2 protein-coding genes are annotated in these 2,806 nt (G+C 43.9%); both read right to left on the reverse strand.

From position 1 onward, the window contains the following. Positions 1 to 413 precede the first annotated feature (413 nt). A complete protein-coding gene (locus tag KH943_RS09770) occupies positions 414 to 1,469 on the reverse strand; it encodes a phage portal protein (protein ID WP_304110398.1) in 1,056 nt (351 codons plus the stop codon). Next, positions 1,462 to 2,806: terminase large subunit domain-containing protein (locus KH943_RS09775; RefSeq protein ID WP_304110399.1), on the reverse strand; the 1,345-nt coding region annotated here is incomplete at its 5' end. The genes KH943_RS09775 and KH943_RS09770, both read right to left, overlap by 8 nt.

Below are 2,806 nucleotides of genomic sequence, written 5' to 3' on the forward strand. Positions count from 1 at the left end.
CCGTTTATTCATAATGCGACGGGCGAGGAGGTGGCAAATAATCAGAAACCGCAGATGTTGGTTCGCTTTAAGGGGCGAAAATATGTGAAGATGAAAGTCCGTACCCGTTATATGTCGATTTATACGATGCGAGAAGTGAGCGAAAAAATGCGTTTTAGTGCGTAATTTTGCGTAATAAGATCTACGATCAAAGATCTAAAAGGCGGTATATCTGGCAAGGTTTGAGTGCAGTTCGCAATTTGCGTACAAATCCACACATTTAGTGCGCGGGCGTGGCGAGGATACGAGCGCACGCGGCAGGGTAAAGGTGAAATACTTTTCACTGCCTGAAATTTCAGATAACAAAAAATTCAGATAACAAAAAATTCAGATAACAAAAAAGCCCTCACGAATGAGGGCGTAAAATGATGTTGTTATAACGTATGATTTGGATCGGCATTCAGCAACTTAAACGGTTTGAATTTAACCACATCTTCACCGAGCCATTGGTTCAACTGAGCAAAATATGACTGCAACGAGTCAATCTCCACAAAGTAAAACACCTCCGCCGCATCTTTCACGTTACCAAAACCACCTGTATTATTTGGCACAATACTTATCAACTGAGGCGGTACACGGTGTGCAGCCAACACATCATCACGGCTTACGTTTTTGATATTGAAGAACTCATCTTTAGCAGCCACATCAGAGATCGGGATTATCTGAATGCCGTCCTTTTTGCCATTCGGGGCGTGAACAAATAGGTTCTTAAAATTCCCCACGCCTTTTGATTTTTTCAACTGCTCACGCAAATTATCAATATCTTCCTGCTTTTGTGCAGCATCGGTCATATAAAACACAAAACCTGCGTGTGCACCGTTCAAATAATACTTACGGCGAAACAGCGTGGCACTCTCATTTAACCAAGCCGATTGAAGCGCAGAAAGATAACTCGGCAAGCCGTACACATCTTGATTAATATCAGGCTCGAACAAATGGAAAATTTCTCCTTTCGGAAATTCAAACTCATCAACCATCCCTTCGCGGATATACCAAAACGAATCGGGCTGCACGCCTTTTCGCACATATTTCGCCAGTGGTACTTCAAGGCGAATCACCGCACCAAAGCGATTTGTAATCTTGCGAATATAGGCATTGCCGAAGACAAAGAAATCCTGTAATAACCGCACTTTGTCAACGTGGCTCATTTTCGGCATATCCAAAATACTTGCCATGACATTGACTTTCGCCCCGATTGCTGATTCGTGATGCACCGAGGCACGAAACGATTTCGCCAAGCCCGACCACGAAATCGGCGGAGAATACCATTTCTCATACATCACTTGCACCGACAAATAATTCAGAATTTCGGCACGGTCTAACATCGGCACAGGTTCGCCAAAGCTAAAGGCTTCAACACCTGCAGCATTTTGTTCATTTTCCACCACTTGCAAGCGGTCATTTTTCTTTGATAATTTACGTTTAGTCATAAAATTCAATCGTTCCTGTTTGTTCTGAAAGTTTACCGTCAAACGGCTCATTAAGTAACACTTGCAAACACGCCCACGCAAGGTCAGCGTGCGAGGCTTCTTCTGAACGGTCGGCAACATAAGTAATTTGACGTTGCGAATTAGTCAGTTGTTTTTTGATTGCCATAAAGCTAGAACCCACCTCAACCGCGTGAGCATAATCAAACTCAAACCGCCCTTTGCCGATGACATCAAGCCCTTTCAACACCATCTTACTTTTTAGCTCTGCCGTATATTGCAACAACATCGCATCGGGCCGAGATTTGGTTACAATTTCCGACACCCCAACGCCCAAGCCTGTGTTATCAATCGCAATGCGAGTCACGTTATAGCGGCTACACATCGTCAAAATTGCCTGTGCTTGTGCCTGAAAATCCCCACCTTTGAAGGTCTGATATTCCAACAAGCGGAATTTGCCACCGTCCACTTTAGGCGGTGCAATCACCACTAAGGCGGAACGGTCGCCCGAATAAGACGGATCGTAGCCTAGCCATACATCACGATTGCCAAAGGGGCGAGCATAGCCGAGGGCAAAGTTGTAATCTTTCCATTGCTCCATTGTGTCCACACAGCAACGCTGCATCATCGTGAATTTGAATACCGACTGATTATCATCAATAAACTCACACATAAAGAGCTGATTGAACTCATCGGGGCTATTTTCCATTCTGAGTTGCTGAATATCGAACAGATTACATCCGCCCTTTTCTGCATCTTCAATATTTACAATCTGTCGCCACTGTCCATCATCACACAGCTTGCCAGCTTTCAAATTGGCGTGAGAAATATCAATTTCTACCTGCTCTGCTTTTGGTCTGCCTCGATTAAACAATTTGCCAGACCATAATTTATAGGCTGAATGAGCAATGCTTGAGGGGGTAGAAAAATAAGTGATACGATACTGTTTCTGAGAAGCCATACCAGCAGCGACTTTTCGCACTTCTTCAAAGTTATTCACCCAAAAAATTTCGTCAAAGTACAAATTGCCGTGGTAGGATTGAGCGGTTTTAGAGTTCGTGCCTAAGAAAATCAGTTGTGCACCATTCGGCAAAGTAATGGTTTCGCCTTTTAAGTCCACATCGGCAGTACGTTTCGCATATTCCACAATATAAGCACGGAACTGTAACGCCTGCTTCTTACTGGCTGAAATAAAAATTTGATTACGTTGCGTGGTCAGTGCATCGACCAAGGCTTCGTGAGCGAAAAAATAAGTCGCCCCAATTTGTCGACTTTTCAAAATGTTGCGGGTTCGATACTGCTTGCCCGCATCAAACCATTTGCGTTGATAGTGGAACATT

Origin of the sequence: Haemophilus parahaemolyticus (assembly GCF_018373095.1) — a bacterium.
Taxonomy (GTDB): Bacteria; Pseudomonadota; Gammaproteobacteria; order Enterobacterales; family Pasteurellaceae; genus Haemophilus_A; species Haemophilus_A parahaemolyticus_A.